The following is a 16,045-nucleotide window of genomic DNA, read 5'->3' as shown; positions in this document are numbered from 1 at the left end:
CAAAAGCTTGCTTTTGGCCGTCCCGATTGATTGAATGGTTAGCCATTTGTGAATGTTCCTGAAATTCTCCAAATGGTTGCTTGGTGGTCTTCAAATCTGCCACCAAGTTCTAAGCCTGATTTTACAGCCGAAATTTTCAGACCCGCATTAATTCCAAAATCATCTTCATATGCAACTGATAGTGAGAACTCGCGAAGACCATGTTGAATTCTTCCCTTAGCAATTGATTGCCATGTTGGCTCATGTTTGTACCAAGCAAGTTGATCTGGAATTGAGGGGGTAGTATGTCCATCTAGTGTCGCCTCATATAAAATTGATGATGAGATTTTAGATGTATTGTGTGCAGTTGCACTGAGGTTGCCAGTGGGTGTAGAAACTGCCAATTCTCCGCAAAATTCATGTGACCAACCGCGAATATGTTCAACCTTAATTTTATTAGCACCCAAACTCATTAAAATATCAATAGCTTCTGAAAATTTGTGCTCAAAAGCCATTCTGTGAAATGATGCCATTGCATAATAGACATCGTCATCTGCTGGATGCGCAACATATAAAACACCATTGCGAGGATGCCCAGGGGGGAAAGTTAAGCCTGAAGATTCTGACTTCTTAATGTAAGTTGCATTGAATCCATTTTGTTTTAGTTTTTCCAAAGCCTTGTATGCATCTATTGCCATGGTGAAAATGTTTGTCTTAATTGCAAGCTTCATTGCAAGGATGGCAGCCTCTTTTAAGCTTGTCTCCTTGTTTTCTTCGATTATCTCTTCTTCGAATTTTCGGATTGAATCAACAAAATCATCAGGCATTACAACAATTAATTGTCGTTCTGCATAATTATCAGAATTAATGCTGGTTGTACTCATTGAGCTATCCTAATGGCTAACGCCCCACTTAGGGGCAAATACACGTAGGCTAAAATTGGAGCGAAGCGACTGAGCCTACGTGTATTTGTCTCAGCCCGCTCGCGGGCGACTACAGTGGTTAGTTAGAAGACGATGTTTCTACTACCTTTGGTTGCTCAAAAGCTAAAACCGAAACACACTCGTTTAAACCAATAATTAGATATTCCTTTGGCTGATATAGCTTACCCGTAACGAAGTGATCTCTAGTTTTTTCCAGAGCATTCCAGCCACCGTTGATTACTTCAAAACACCAACCAGTTTTTAAGTTACATTCACTCCAAAACTCGCCTAAATCACCTTCATTAAGCACTCTGAAACCATAGATAGCATCGAAATGAACTTTTATACTCCAACACTTCGATTTAACAGCGATGGTTAAGCATTCTTTGTCGAATGTAATTTCGTCAATGTCTACTGTAGTGTCTGATTCGAAATCAGTCTCTACTTTTACAACCTTAGGCTCGTATATCATCGCTAGTCTTCTAACATTTTATTCGTGCACATGCGCGTTTATCACGTTAGGCCAGTGAAAACGTGCACAGTTAACTATCTGTATGTAATGAACTTATCAGCATTTTGCTAAATTCACCATCTGGAAAAACGCGCATGCGCGTTTCCCAAACCTGTTATCTAACCCATAGGGTTTATAATTTCATGATTTTAATTATATTTATTCATATTGGAATGTGAAAACGCGCACGAAGTTGGGATAAAAATCGTGATGATTTCAATATGACTGTCCAGCTTTTAGGCATTTCAAAGAAGGGCAATATTTGAGTGAAATGGATGAAAATTTGTAGGCGAGAAAGTCTGCGTTTGACTCCCCCACAGACAACGAGTTAACTCGTTTTGGGGCATCCACATTTTAGCGTTTACGAGGTTTAAAGCTTTTAAAAATAACTTTTGCATTATGAAAAGAATTTCTTAATGCTAGGAACAGCTGAACGGAACAAATTCCATATATAAATGCTACACCCAGTGTGTAGGCTAAACCATCTCTTATCCCATAACTGATTAGCAAAAGCGGAACGGTCGTTGAAACCGTGACAAGCGAATATAGATTAGGATAATCTCTAACTGTATAGACAGTTATGTAGCCCGCAGCTATACAAGCCACAATCGAAATTAAAAGGCCATTTAGAGAATCGTCCACATCCAATAGTGAAATGAACGCTCCTAGAAGTAACCCTAGGATACTGCAGATAACTAATGGTTTCCCCATGAAATCCTCGTTTAGGTAGAACGAATGGCAATCAATACTAACTTTCACTCATTACTAAAGTTTGGTCAACAAACCTGTAGCTGGAGGAGCTAGTTAAAAGAGGCGAAACAAGCTTTGGGGCAATAGCTTTTTAGCTAAACGAGCAGCAAGAGGGTTAGTAAAATTGGCATTGTTGCACCAGTGACCTTCTAAAACATGGATGTTTTAGTAGAGCCCTCAGGGACGAGTTTATGGCGTGTCACTGGGGAAACAATGACAATTAATGCTGCGTAACTCAATTGTCTTGCTTTGGGGTATTTTCGAGTCAGTGAATGCAATTAATCGTCCAAAATCACTGCTATTTAGCAGTGATTCATAATAAATCTTTATCGCTTGGTATGAGACGCTATAACCCTCTTACACGAATCGATAGATAGTTTAAGCGATAAAAAAGCAAAGAGCGTTCTTAATGAACACTCTTTGTGGTTAGCTTGCGGTTGTTAATTTGAGGATATTAAATTTGGCATGAAAATCACTGTCTTTATTCGTTTACCACGCACATACCCTGCTCGGTTTTCACATAGGGAGACAGAATAGGCATCATGCCTTTCATCACCTGCAATGGCAGCGCCGAAGTAAAACTAAAATCATCAGATTTACTGCCGGGCACGAAGGCGGTTAAAGTGCCGAAGTATTTATCCCCCAGATAAAACACAAAGGTTGCGGTGCGGTTCATGGCAGTCGTCGCCACTTTTTTACCTTGCTGCATTTGAGTCACGATACGGTTATCACCGGTGCCGGTTTTCCCGCCTATGGCTAACATCTCGCCTTTTTCATCGGTAAAAATGCCCTTCAAACGACGGGCGGTACCGTTTTGCACTACGTTCGCCAGCGCCGCTTTTAAAGCTTGCGCGACTTCATGGCGCATGACTCGCTCACCTTGGGTGTTCTGATTCTGCAGCGTCACTTCGTATGGTGTATCCGCGGCAAAATGCAGCTGATTGATACGCACAGTGGGCAAACGATAACCATCATTCTGAATAATGCCCATCAACTCGGCCAAGGCCGCAGGTCTATCACCCGAGCTGCCGAGCGCCGAACCTAAGGATGGCACCATAGCATCAAAGGGGTAACCTAAACGCGCCCAACGTTGATGTATATCGAGGAAGGCTTCCACTTCGAGCATCACTTGCACTCGAACGTCACGGGCGTTTTTATGTCGCGTCCTAAACAACCAACGATAAACCTCTTGGCGTTGTGCTTCACTCGCCTGTTTAACATCGTTCAAATTAGCATCGGGATTGTGATTAAGATAATCCAGCACCCACAATTCCAACGGATGCACCCGTGCGATATAACCTTGATCCGGCAGGTTATATTTATCAGGGCCGTACTTGTTATATAAGCTCTTAATACGACCATCGGTATAACTCACCTGCGGCAATCTTTGCTGCAGAAAAGCCTTAAATGCCGACATAGGTTCATCGGGTAAGAGGTAGCGATACGCCGACGTTAATTGTTGCTCCGACTGGGATAAACCGTCGAAGAACATCCCAAAACGCTCATTTGCAGCCACTTTTTTATACTTGCGATAAAACTTAGTGACGAAGGTATTACCCTCTCTATCGGCAAATACCCGCAGGTATTCGTCGCGGCGCGGATCTTTATCATTACGTAGCAACTGGGCCATATTGCCCTCATTTTGCATACTGCTGCTGTAATTGACTATGTCGCGCATAAGGCGCACAAACGGCAAGTTAATCGAATCCTGCAAAGCTTGATAAAGTGTCGGAGTCTTAACATCTTCCGATTTTTTAAAGTTATTAAACACATGCAAACCACCACCGGTAAAGAACTGCTCACTGGTTGAGGCAGAATATTCCCGCTGTAGCGCCGCATCTAACATGCGATCTAAACGTCTATCAGGATTCACAATCAAGTAATCAATCGCCCAACGGGTTAAGTGATCCCTAGGTTCGATAATGATAGATTCCAGTTCAATACCATGTTTTTTAGAATATTTTTCGTGGATCTCGGCGATGATTTCTAAGTAGGTCGCCATCACCCGCAATTTAGCGGTTGAACCCAGTTCCAACTTACTACCCTCGTTGATATCAAAGGGTTGGTCGGTACTGTCGGTCTGCACACGGACTCGGTTGGCGGTGTCGGTACGCTCGTAAAGCGTAAAGCTATACAGCACGTTTTGCAGTTGGCTTGGCTCGAGTAAACGCTCGCCCAATAAACCCACTTGCTCTGCGGTCGACGCTTGCGCCAGACTGCGCAAGTAGTGACTCACTTGCTGCTGTAAATCACTGTGTAAGCTACTGTTTACTGTTAAGTCGAGTCGGTCTAAATCGTACAGCCCCACATTTAACATGCCCGCGGTACGAATACGCACTGTATTCACGCCCTTATCTGCGCCCGATTGCGTATTTCGTTGCGGCTTAGTGACCCTAAACTGCAATTTCTGCGCGAGTGCGGCATCGCGCAGACCACGATCAATCAAATAATATTGGCCGAGTAAGCGGATATGGCTATCGACTAAATTTTCAAGATCTTCATGACCTTGTAATAAATAGTATGAAGGGCGACGCTGGGCGATCATCAGCGCAACCACTTGGCGGAATACTTGTCCACGCTTGGCGGCATTACCCTTGATTTGTGGCGATGCTAACAGCTTGTTTGCAGTATCGAAATCGGTGCCAAACCAGGCCCACAGCCCGTCACCTATACCATGCACTTCACCATGATTGGGCGCCGAGGATAATGGCACTGTGTTTAAATAATCTTGGACGATGCGCTTACGAGCGGGTTCGGTATTCTCACCTTGCTGGTACACGCGCACACTGGCCGAGCCAATTTGCAGTAACTTATCCTTGATGCTTAAGGTTAAGCCTTGGGAAGAATGGCGGAATTTTTCAATCTGAGTCGCCAGCGTACTGCCACCGGCGGTGGACACATTCATGCCGACCATCTCTGCAATTTGGCTCATCCCCGCCACCACAAAGCGTGGCCAGTCGATCACGGGATTGAGTTTATCTTCCGTGGTCCATAACTCGCGGTTTTCAATAAATAATAAGGTATTAACGATTTCATTGGGGATCTTATCGTCGTCCTGATAAACCCGTTTGGGATAGGCGAACTCGTACAAATCGGTATTGCGACAATCGAGCAGCGTTAAGCCAGATTGCGCCTTTTCGTGGTAAGGCGGAAAAAAACCCAGCTGCGCGTATTCCAGCAAGGCAGGCGAAAATGACACTTGCTGCGTCACCTGAAAATTCCGTTGCAGTAACCTGTCAATATACTGAGGTAACTTGCTATAGCCATGGCGCTCATCGAAAGGGCCATAACTTGGATAAATCACCGCTGTGCTCGGTGAGTTTTCTAATTCATAGGTGAGTGTCTTAGCATATTGATTGATGTATTTGGCTTGATAAAACGAGGTTTTAACTTCAAGACCAATCAATAGTGCGATACAGCAAATTAAGATAAAAAATAAGAACCAGACCCTGCCCTTAGATCTGGCTTTACGCGGAGTCTTAACCTTCACCTTAGGTTCGGGTTGTGGTGGACGAGGACGATAATTTTCGAACTTCATCTCTGACGGGGAATTAGGCAAAACAGCTCCAAAAAAACACTAAAATAAATATCTTTCATGCAACTCAGCAAATCCGTTGCCACTCAGTAAAACAAGACATCAATCCATTAAGCCACACAAAAAACTCACCGCCAACAACGCCCTGCTAGCAAAGACTAATCCCAGATGAACTCACGAAAATGTTTACGGCAAACGGACTCATAGCTTTCATTTCCACCAATCGCCACTTGCTCACCCTCGCGCATCACTTTGCCGTCACCGTCGAGGCGCACCACCATGTTGGCTTTGCGGCCACAATGGCAAATGGTTTTCAGCTCAACCAACTTATCGGCCCAAGCTAATAAATAATGACTGCCACTAAAGAGTTCGCCCTGGAAATCCGTTCTTAAACCATAACAGAGTACAGGAATATCAATATTATCGACCACATGCGTCAACTGCTTAACCTGTTCTTTACTCAAAAACTGGCACTCATCAACCAGCACACAGCTTAATGGTGTGGCTTGATGCACATCGCTAATCATCTGAGTCAGATCATCTTGGCTACTAAAAACCTGTGCATCCGTTTCAATGCCGATGCGCGAGGCCACTTTACCTTTGCCATATCTGTCATCTATGGAGGCTGTCATCACTAAGGTATTCATACCGCGTTCGCGATAGTTATAGGATGACTGTAATAAGGAAGTGGATTTACCAGCGTTCATCGCCGAATAATAAAAATACAATTGAGCCAAGACTTATACCCTTTAAAAAACGTTAGCGCTTACGCGTCTGCCATCGGAGCCAAATTGGCCGCTAGTCTAACATTGCGCTTCACATCAGAACACTAGCAGCGACTAAGCTTTTATCATGAATTACTGCAACTGCGCTGACTTATCCAGCGTTTTACTCTCCCATCGTCGACTTAACCAACTCCAGCTCACTTTATTTAATCCTTAGCACGATAAAAGCCATCACCAGCCACCAAATGATTAAATTTTGTTAACACAAGCTTAATTTAACCTTAAATACTGTTTTATAAGGAAATAGTAAATAAAGCTAAATTTCAAAAGTGAGATCTACCTCCAAAGTATTAAGTGTTAATGGGCTTGCGCCCAAAAAAAACAAACATCTTGTTAACAGTAATATTTCATTCGAGACAAAACGTGCTCAATTTAAAAAAAGAAAGTATTCGATAGCTTGCAAATTAAAGCTAACGGTCAAAGCACTAATCTACCCTGCAAACTTTAGTGCTCCACTCCGTCCTTTATGCGCATATTGGATCAAATGGAGATAATGATGAGAATTTTCACCTCTAGAAAACTGGCATACTTAGTGGCTTTAGCACTAACTGGTGCCCTTGTTGGTTGTGGCGATGATGGCAAAGATGGTGTCGATGGCGCACCAGGAACGCCCGGTATTCCGGGAACCCCAGGTACGCCTGGCACACCCGGGGAACCCGGAACACCGCCCCCAGTCACTAGCTCGACGCTGACGAAAGTCAAAGTGATCAACTACAGCTTTGGCGAAGGCAGTATCAGTTACGAATTTGAAATTACTGATGAGAATAATAATTTAATCAACGGGCTGCAAAACGCAGAGGCTAAAGTCGCGGCGTTAACCGATAAAGGTTTCATCAATAACCGTACCGAAAGTGATCTTAATGGCGTTGCAGACAATGTGCATATTGGTGGCGCGGCAACTCAAGCGACTGAAGGTGCCACACTGACCTCTTTAGGCGACGGTCACTACACTTTTGTGACCCCAATGTTAGGGGTAAACCCGAGCACTGAAGGTATTGTGTGGTTACGCGTTGGCGGCAATAGCGCAACAGGTATCGCACGTTCAGCCCCCTTAGTTGTCAATAAACCCGAAGGCACTCATTCCACCACAACCGATAGTTGCTATTCCTGTCACGTCGATTACGCAACCAGTCCTCGTCGCCATGCAAGCTATGTTGCAACCGGTATGGACGGTGAAGTCACTTTCGTAGAAGGCTGTTTAGCATGTCACGGCTCAGTGAGTCGCGGCGCTGTCAATGCGGAAGGTTTCTCTGTGGGTGGCTATACGACAAACACCTTATCTAAAATTGGCCATGTTAATCACCAAGATTTTACTAAAGACTTTTCAGTACAAAACTGTACATCCTGTCACGTTGAAGCCCCAACTAACATCAACGTTGCAGGACCCGGTTGTATCGATTGCCATGATAGTGGTGGTGTACCAGGCGTTATTATCCCAAGTAATGGTGCCGATGTCCGTACTATGCATGAAGGCAAGTCTGGCATTACTGAACGCCAAGCTATTCGCGCTAAGTACAAAGTGACATTAGCGGCCCCAGTTAAAGTCGATGATATATCAACGAAAACAGATCACTATGCGCCAACAGGTGCTGCCGCAGTCGCCGCCCCAGGCTGGTGTACAACACTTACTGTAAAGGATGTTGATGGCAATATCTTTAGTATCAAAGATAACTTCAACTACTCAGATCCGCTGGTGTTTGATGCCAAGAAACCGCTGGTCTATGCCAGCGCCTATCTGCACGCCTATGACAATGGCAGTTTAGTGGGCCGCCCAGGAAACCGTACTAACTATTACTATGGTTACAACACCGACGGCACTAAGAACATCTGTCACTTACTGACGGATATCAGCGCTGTGAATGCTAACTATGTTTACTCTGCCCGCGTGACATTCAGTACCGCAGGTTGGATTGAATATGATGGCAATCAACGTTATCAAAGTAATGGCAGCCTAAGAGCGACAGGTTATGACGGTTCTATGGGCGTATCCTTTACCGCCTACTCAGACGTCGTTAACCCTGTCACGGCTCAAAAAGTCTCAGGCTTTGAGCGTCGTGAGATAGTGAGCGCTAACAGCTGTACGACTTGTCATAACGATGCCACTGCATTCCACAAAAATGGGGCCTTCGATGACGGCGGTAATGGCTGTATTGCTTGCCATGACAACGGCATGGCACGGACATCAGCCGCCTTAGGCGCAGGTTTTGGCCCTATGGTTCACAGCTGGCACTGGGGTAATGGCGCTAAAGTCGGTGAAATGAAAGCGGATGGAACTCAAGCGAATGCGGCTAACGGTGCAGGGGCGATCAATCCTGTCACCAGTTGCGTAGCCTGCCATGATAAAGCGATTGATTTAGATAAAATTCCAAATCAATACATTTTAGAACCCGGCAGCAAGATGACCAGCCCTGTATCTGCAAACTGCTATGCCTGCCATACGATTGATTCTGCGAAAGCGCACATGGTGAGCAACGGTGGTGAGATCAGCGTTCCTAGCGTGGCAGATTGGTTTAAACAACCAACAACTGAATCCTGTGCAGTATGTCATAACACAGGTAGAAGCTCTGGTATTGATAAATACCACAAGTTTACTCGCTAATTAGTCATTTCATCATCGCATGATTAAATAGTCAGTAAAAAGCGGTACCGATTTTCCCTGCAAGGAAATCGCCAAGGAGTCTCATCAACACGGGACTCCTTTTTATTTAGATACAGCCCGATAACAAGCCATTTTCAGTCCCATTTAAGTTACTAACGTTACAGTCCTAAAAAAACAACAATTCAAAGGAAGTCACTCAATTATGCGTAAACGTTTTATTGCCATCGCCATCGGCGCCACGCTCACCGCCGGATTTATGGCAGGTTGTAGCAACACAGAAAGCAAAGCCCCTAACGCCATGTCGGTACAAGTCCAAAACCCCTTGTTTCAAGTCAGTAGTCTGCAATATCAAGCGCCCGACTTTAGCCTCATCAAAAATGAGCACTTTACGCCTGCCCTAGAGCAAGGCATGGCCGAGCACTATCAAGAAATCCTCGCGATTGCGAATAATCCCGCCGCGGCAAGTTTCGACAACACTATTGTCGCGATGGAAAAAAGCGGTGCCCTGCTCAGCCGCGCATCGAGTGTGTTTTATAATCTAGCGGGTTCGAACAGCAATCCAGAACTGCGTAAAATCCAAGGTGAAATGGCACCCAAAATGGCGGCCCACTCGGACAATATCAACTTAAATCCAGCGCTATTTGCCCGCATCGAAGCCATTTATAACGATCGCGCTAACCTAGGGTTAACCCCAGAAGCTGTGCGTTTGGTTGAGGTCTATCATCAACGCTTTATCATGGCGGGCGCTAAGCTGACCGATGAGCAGAAAGTGAAGATCCGTGCTCTTAACGAAGAACAATCGACACTGACCAATGAGTTTTCCCAGCGTTTACTGCGCCTAACTAAAGAAATCGCCGTTATCGTGGAATCAAAGAATGAGCTTGCAGGATTAACTGACAGCGATATCACTTCGGCCGCAAACGATGCTAAAGCAGCAGGTCACGATGGCAAGTATCTGATCAACATCACCAACACCACTCGCCAGCCCGTATTGGCGTCACTGGAAAACCGTGAACTGCGCCAACGCATTTGGGAAGCCTCGGCTAACCGTGGCTTAAGTGGTGAAAACGAAACGGCGTCGCTGGTATCTCGTTTAGCGCAACTGCGCGCTGAGCGCGCCACCCTATTAGGTTATGAAAACTGGGCGAGTTATCGCCTAGCGCCGCAAATGGCCAAAACGCCAGAAGCGGTTTACAGCATGTTTGGCTCTATGGTGCCAGCCGTAGTCGCTAATACAGAGAAAGAAGCGGCCGATATTCAAGCTATGATCGACAAGACTGGCGGCAAATTTGAACTGGCGCCATGGGACTGGGAATTCTACGCCGAGAAAGTCCGCCAAGAAAAATACGCCCTCGATGGCAATAGCATTCGCCCATACTTTGAGTTTAACCGCGTCCTCGAAGATGGCGTGTTCTACACCCTCAAAGAACTCTATGGCGTCACCCTAAAACCTCGCCCAGATTTACCGGTTTATCATCCCGATGTGAAAGCCTACGAAATGTTTGATGCCGATGGCTCAAGCATGGCCATTTTCTACGCCGACTATTTTGCCCGTGAAGGTAAACGTGGCGGCGCTTGGATGAGTTCGTTTGTAGGCCAATCCTTCCTCGAAGGCACTAAGCCTGTCGTGGTTAACGTGATGAACATTAAGAAGGCACCAGAGGGTCAACCGACCTTCGTCAGCTACAACGAAGTCACCACTATGTTCCACGAAATGGGCCACGGCACCCACGGCATGTTCTCCAAAGTGACTTACCCAAGTCTGGCAGGCACTTCGGTTTCCCGTGACTTTGTAGAATTCCCATCAACCTTCGAAGAAGACTGGGCGGCCCATCCCAAAGTGTTGGCCAACTACGCTAAACACTATGAAACGGGCAAACCCATTCCCGATGAACTGCTGCAAAAACTGTTGAAATCAGGCAGCTTTAACCAAGGTTTCGATACGTTAGAATATATGGCTGCGGCGCTCGTAGACATGGAATGGCATTCATTAAGCCCAGATGCACAGTTGCAAGATGTCGCCACCTTTGAAGCCAATGCACTGAAAAAGCACGGCTTAAACATCAGCGCCGTGCCGCCACGCTATAAATCGACCTACTTTGCCCACGCCTTCCCCGGTGGTTACTCGGCAAGTTATTACGCGTATATGTGGAGTGAGATTTTAGCGGCGGATGCCTTTGCCTATGTGCAAACCCAAGGTGGTCTAAACCGTGAAATCGGCATGAAATACCGCAAAACTATTCGTGAAGTGGGCAACAGTATTGCACCAATGGAAGCCTACAAAAATTTCCGGGGACAAGAGCCAACGACACAAGGATTGCTAAAACGCCGCGGGCTAGACCAAACACTTTAAGCTACAAAAAACCTAAGCGGCAAGTAGCCTAAGTTAAGTACTGATAGCCTTAATGCGATTAGGTTAAAGATAGAGATAGAGCGTTAACCAAAAAATCAGCCAGCATAATGCTGGCTGATTTATTTTGACTTATTCGTAGTGAACCTTTGCCGTGCAAGGTTTCAATTAAGGTTTAGCTAATTGCGCCTTTAGATTTGATTTTTAGCACTATGATGCTAACCACAAACACCACACTACAGGCCACTAAACCTGCGACAACTGACTCAGTAAATCCAAGTACGACATAACCCGTTAAGCTAATAAACGCCGCAATCAATGCATACGGTAGCTGAGTGACCACATGGTCGATATGGTGACAACTCGCGCCCGTAGACGACAAAATCGTAGTATCGGAAATCGGTGAACAGTGATCGCCAAATACCGCGCCCGCCAGCACAGAAGCAAGCATAGGCAACATCATGCCAGTGTGACTTCCCATCGCCATATCCGCAGCAATCGGCAACATGATACCGAACGTGCCCCAGCTAGTACCGGTTGAGAACGCAGTAATACCCGCTAACACAAACATTAGGGCTGGCAAAAAGGCGAACGGAATATTGCCCGTCGCGAGACTTGCCATAAACTTGCCGGTTTCGAGTTGACCAATCACGCCTGCGATGGTCCAAGCAAACAACAGGATATAAATCGCTGGCAGCATAGAGCGAGCGCCCTGCACTATGCCTTTGACTATCATTGATTTCTCAACGCCTTGGACTAAATTCAATATCAGCGAAATCGCTAAACCGATTAATGCACCAAAGAAAAGGGATGAACTGACATCGGTTTTCTCAAACGCTGAAATAATATTAAATTCAATCCCTTCAGCGGCAAGCACTTGAGCGCCACTGTTGACCATAAAATACAGGGTCGCAAATACCAACACAGTAATCGGCAGGAATAAACCTAAGATCTTACCGGTTTCGGCTTCAGGTAAATCCGCATTGGCTCCAGGCGGTAATCCTTTTGACTCATCGTATAAATTACCACGCTGGGCATTGAGTTCATGCTCGCGCATTGGCCCAACATCTAATCCCATAAAGACAACGAAAAGTAATAATAACAAGGAGAAAATTGCATAGAAGTTCATTGGGATCATTTGAATAAAAATACTCAAATGGCCAGTATCAGCAAAACCATGGGCCGTTAATATTCCACCAATAAGTGCAATAATATACGCGCCCCAACTTGATACTGGTGAAATAACGCACACAGGTGCCGCAGTAGAATCTAATAAATAAGCTAACTTAGCGCGGGAAATATAATAACGGTCGGTAACAGGTCTAGCGACCGAACCTACGACTAAGCTATTGAAATAGTCGTCAATAAAAACCACACACCCTAAAAACATGGTTAATAATTTAGCGTCACGTTTATTACGTATATGTAAACGAGCCCAATCGGCAAAAGCCCGCGCGCTGCCACTTACGGTAATTAACGCTGTGATCATTCCCAGTACAATTAAGAAACCGAGAATATATAAGTTCCACGAATTAAAGCCTTCGCCCGTCCAAAAAAGTCCTTTAACGCCATTAAATACAAATTCACCCGTCGCTACAGGTGAAAATTGATTGAGCAATAAAGCACCAATTAAAATACCTAACCCCAAAGAAAGCAGTACACGGCGAGTTAAGATCGCCAACACAATAGCCACCGCAGGCGGCAGCAAGGAAAGTGCCGAATCGGCATAATTCATAACAGTCATTGATTATTATCTTCGTTAAATACGAATGGAGGGCGACTGAACTGGTGGGGAAAGGCAATAGATACCCAAGGTCACCTGTCCTATCAGTAGCGCTCCATAGTAACTATTTCCAATATCCGTATCGGAAAATACTATGGCAGTGTTGCACCTATTAGATACAACCCCAGCAGTTGATCGTGATAAATCGAACCACTTCGGCACCAAATCCTTTCGCAATCGATCAACGGAATCACCCTACTGATCACTACTAATATTTGGCGCGCCTCTACTTCTAAGAACGCCCTTACGCGGGCGTGAGGCACATAAAAACATAAGCGGCTTAGCAGATGCTACCGCAAAGCCACTTAATGTGACCTAAATCACAGATTAAATCAACCGAGACTTGTGATCAGCTCAGGAACCGCCTCAAATAAGTCCGCAACTAAGCCATAATCGGCAACTTGGAAAATTGGCGCTTCCGCGTCTTTGTTAATAGCAACGATAACTTTTGCGTCTTTCATGCCCGCTAAATGTTGAATCGCGCCAGAAATCCCCACGGCAATATACAAGTTAGGCGCAACGATTTTACCGGTTTGACCGACTTGTAAATCGTTAGGCACAAAGCCAGCGTCAACTGCCGCGCGTGATGCGCCAACCGCAGCACCAAGCTTGTCAGCAAGCTGCTCTAAAATGCCGAAGTTTTCACCACTGCCCATACCACGGCCGCCAGAAACGATAATGCCAGCATTACCTAATTCTGGACGGGCTGATACCGTCAAGGATTGAGAAACAAACTGAGTTCTCGCTTCAAACACTTTATCGAGTGTCGTCACAGCCGCGCTGTTACCTTCTGGCGCAGCATCAAAAGCACTGGCGCGTACTGTCATCACTTTGATGGCATCATGGCTTTGCACTGTCGCTAAGGCGTTACCCGCATACACAGGGCGCACAAAAGTGTCCGCACTGACGACGGTAATGACTTCAGAGATTTGCGCAACATCTAATAATGCTGCCACACGCGGAAGCGTGTCCTTCCCTAAGCTCGAAGCAGAAGCCAGAATGTGGCCATAGTTTGGCGCTAAGTCCACCAGCAATTTGGCAAAATTTTCCGCTAAATGCGCTTCATACACGCTAACATCGGCAACGAGCACTTGGCTAACGCCTTGTAGTGCTTGTGCAGCTTGGACAACCGCGCCACATTGGTGACCCGCAACCAGTACATGCACTTCATCGCCAATGGCGCGAGCGGCAGTGACGATTTTTGCCGTATCAAGTTTCAGTGCGGCATTATCATGTTCAGCTAATACTAAAATGGCCATTTAGATCACCTTCGCTTCATTTTTTAACTTTTCAACTAGCTCAGCTACCGACGCTACCATAATGCCTGCTTTACGCTCTGCTGGCGGAGTGACCTTCACAACCGTTTGGTGACTCTTTAACGTCACGCCCAAATCAGCCACAGTAAAGACTTCTAATGGCTTACGCTTGGCTTTCATAATGTTAGGCAGTGAAGCATAACGAGGTTCGTTCAAACGTAGATCGGCAGTCACGACTGCAGGTAACGGCATAAGTAAGGTTTGCATACCACCGTCAACTTCGCGAGCAACTTGCACAGATTGACCTTCCAATTTGATTTCAGAAGCAAAGGTCGCCTGTGGCATATCCATCAGCGCCGCGAACATTTGACCAGTTTGATTGTTATCGCCATCGATAGATTGCTTACCAAAAATCACCAGTTCAGCTTGTTCTTTGTCTTGTACCGCTTTGAGCAATTTGGCGATAGATACTGGCACCAGTTCTTCTTCAGTATCGATATGAATCGCACGGTCTGCGCCTAATGCGAGCGCGGTACGTAATTGTTCTTGCACGGCTTTATTACCAATACTGACAACAACCACTTCAGTAGCGCTACCCGCTTCTTTTAAACGAACCGCTTCTTCTACTGCGATTTCACAAAAAGGGTTCAACGCCATTTTTAGGTTTGCAGTGTCAACACTTGTATTGTCAGCTTTGACCCTGACCTTCACATTGGCATCAACAACGCGCTTAACGGGCACCAATACTTTCATAGGGTTTCCTTCCTACACTTTCATGTACATGGACAAAACATTGGTTAATACCAATGCAGGATAGAGCAACTTTACGTCCTGTTAACGTTAACGTCAACCAAAGTCAAACGCCTGTTTGCATTTTTTAATCCGCGCAACGGCTACTTTTTTGGACACTTATTTGAGTAAATAAGAAAAGTTCAAAATATAAATAATATTTAATTTACTTAAAACGCATAATTTTATTTGATTCGAGCTATATTAGTTTCTATCATTTAGGTGTTGTTCACCATTATCCTGTATTAAAAATTAGAGTGGGACGAAAATAGATATGAGCGAATTTTTAGAGATATTAACTCACGGCCGTCGTTTTAAAGCAGCAGTTAAAGAACTTAGCGTTGAAGAGTTACGTGATTTAGCCGATAAATTAGATAAAATTTTAGTAGAACGCGAGTCTATGGCTGAGGAAGAAGAACAAGCCATGGCAGCTCGTAATGCTAAGATTGAAGAAATCCGTCAACAAATGGAAGCCGTTGGTTTATCAATTGATGACTTAGGTGGCGTAGCTGTTAAAGCAACCGCGAAGAAACGCGCTCCTCGTCCAGCTAAATACCAAATCGAAGTTGACGGTGAAATGGTTCAGTGGACTGGCCAAGGCCGTATGCCTACCGTATTTAAGAACGAGATCAACAAAGGTCGTTCTATGGAAGATTTCTTAATCTAATCCAATTCGGTGTGGCGGTTCGAGTAACCAACACCTATTTGCATAAAAGCTCGCATTCATTGCGAGCTTTTTTATATCCACTATTGGCTGCAATCTAAAACAACAAGCGTTAATCCCA

The 16,045-nt window shown here is 45.2% G+C and carries 10 protein-coding genes and 1 riboswitch; of the genes, 3 read left to right on the top strand and 7 right to left on the bottom strand.

The features are described from left to right. Nucleotides 1–38: 38 nt before the first annotated feature. The 4 genes from Q4Q50_RS01745 to Q4Q50_RS01730 form a co-directional block, all read right to left on the bottom strand. Nucleotides 39–863, bottom strand: coding sequence for a hypothetical protein (locus tag Q4Q50_RS01745; RefSeq protein WP_311898073.1), 825 nt, complete (start codon nt 861–863; stop codon nt 39–41). Between the two features lie 118 nt (nt 864–981). Continuing rightward, nucleotides 982–1,374, bottom strand: coding sequence for a hypothetical protein (locus Q4Q50_RS01740; RefSeq protein WP_311898072.1), 393 nt, complete (start codon nt 1,372–1,374; stop codon nt 982–984). A gap of 1,270 nt (nt 1,375–2,644) precedes the next feature. Then, the gene (locus tag Q4Q50_RS01735) at nt 2,645–5,722 is read right to left on the bottom strand and encodes a transglycosylase domain-containing protein (RefSeq protein ID WP_311898071.1); all 3,078 of its coding nucleotides are present in this window, start codon (nt 5,720–5,722) and stop codon (nt 2,645–2,647) included. Between the two features lie 134 nt (nt 5,723–5,856). Then, nucleotides 5,857–6,435 (bottom strand): thymidine kinase, encoded by a 579-nt coding sequence (locus Q4Q50_RS01730; protein WP_261271414.1) that lies wholly within the window; start codon nt 6,433–6,435, stop codon nt 5,857–5,859. Between the two features lie 544 nt (nt 6,436–6,979). Here Q4Q50_RS01730 and Q4Q50_RS01725 point away from each other — a divergent pair. Continuing rightward, the gene (locus Q4Q50_RS01725; protein WP_311898070.1) at nt 6,980–9,082 is read left to right on the top strand and encodes a multiheme c-type cytochrome; all 2,103 of its coding nucleotides are present in this window, start codon (nt 6,980–6,982) and stop codon (nt 9,080–9,082) included. A 202-nt stretch (nt 9,083–9,284) separates the two neighbouring features. Further along, a complete protein-coding gene (locus Q4Q50_RS01720; protein ID WP_311898069.1) occupies nt 9,285–11,435 on the top strand; it encodes a M3 family metallopeptidase in 2,151 nt (716 codons plus the stop codon). Between the two features lie 172 nt (nt 11,436–11,607). On the opposite strand, the gene Q4Q50_RS01715 is transcribed toward Q4Q50_RS01720, so the two are convergent. From Q4Q50_RS01715 to Q4Q50_RS01705, 3 genes are all read right to left on the bottom strand, one after another. Next, the gene (locus Q4Q50_RS01715) at nt 11,608–13,176 is read right to left on the bottom strand and encodes a Na+/H+ antiporter NhaC family protein (RefSeq protein ID WP_311898067.1); all 1,569 of its coding nucleotides are present in this window, start codon (nt 13,174–13,176) and stop codon (nt 11,608–11,610) included. A gap of 79 nt (nt 13,177–13,255) precedes the next feature. After that, nucleotides 13,256–13,452: riboswitch (Lysine riboswitch) on the bottom strand. Nucleotides 13,453–13,547: 95 nt separating this feature from the next. Then, on the bottom strand, nt 13,548–14,474 hold the full coding sequence (locus tag Q4Q50_RS01710; RefSeq protein WP_311898066.1) for an electron transfer flavoprotein subunit alpha/FixB family protein: 927 nt from the start codon (nt 14,472–14,474) through the stop codon (nt 13,548–13,550). Continuing rightward, entirely contained in the window at nt 14,475–15,224 is a 750-nt protein-coding gene (locus Q4Q50_RS01705; RefSeq protein ID WP_006082338.1) for an electron transfer flavoprotein subunit beta/FixA family protein, read from the bottom strand. Nucleotides 15,225–15,534: 310 nt separating this feature from the next. Here Q4Q50_RS01705 and Q4Q50_RS01700 point away from each other — a divergent pair, with 310 nt between their 5' ends. Further along, a complete protein-coding gene (locus Q4Q50_RS01700; protein WP_006082339.1) occupies nt 15,535–15,927 on the top strand; it encodes an H-NS histone family protein in 393 nt (130 codons plus the stop codon). The last annotated feature ends 118 nt before the right edge of the window (nt 15,928–16,045 follow it).

The sequence above is a fragment of the Shewanella scandinavica genome, assembly GCF_031932065.1.
GTDB lineage: Bacteria > Pseudomonadota > Gammaproteobacteria > Enterobacterales > Shewanellaceae > Shewanella > Shewanella baltica.
The sequence above is the reverse complement of the archived record's forward strand: the minus strand, read 5'-3'. Positions and strand labels throughout refer to the sequence as shown.